The sequence below is a fragment of the Corynebacterium sp. UMB6689 genome, assembly GCF_030215295.1.
In the GTDB taxonomy this organism is placed as follows: domain Bacteria; phylum Actinomycetota; class Actinomycetes; order Mycobacteriales; family Mycobacteriaceae; genus Corynebacterium; species Corynebacterium aurimucosum.
Map to the genome: position 1 here is coordinate 1 of NZ_JASOLS010000093.1, position 331 is coordinate 331.

At 56.5% G+C, this 331-nt stretch carries 1 protein-coding gene; it reads left to right on the top strand.

Going from position 1 to position 331, the window contains the following annotated elements; genetic code table 11:
- Positions 1 to 7: 7 nt before the first annotated feature.
- A partial coding sequence (locus QP363_RS12800) for a phage minor capsid protein (protein ID WP_308937180.1) occupies positions 8 to 331 on the top strand: 324 nt, incomplete at its 3' end.

Below are 331 nucleotides of genomic sequence, written 5' to 3' on the forward strand. Positions count from 1 at the left end.
CCATGGGATAAGCGGATTCACTGACAAGGCCGGTAGACGGTGGCACATGGACACGTACGCAGAAATGGCCACACGCACAGGGGCAACGCACTCACTTGTTTACGGGTGGGCAAACACAATGACAGTTAACGGTGAAGATCTCGCCCTCGTTTCTGATCACGCGTTCGAGTGCCCAATGTGCGCGCCGTGGGAGAACCAGGTAATAAGCCTAACCGGCCAGTACAAGGGGCGCGTAAGCGTACAGCACGCCACACGGGAAGACCAAACAGTCACGGTAAACGTGAAAGGCACCCTCGAAGAGGCAAAACAGGCGGGCCTATACCATCCGAAC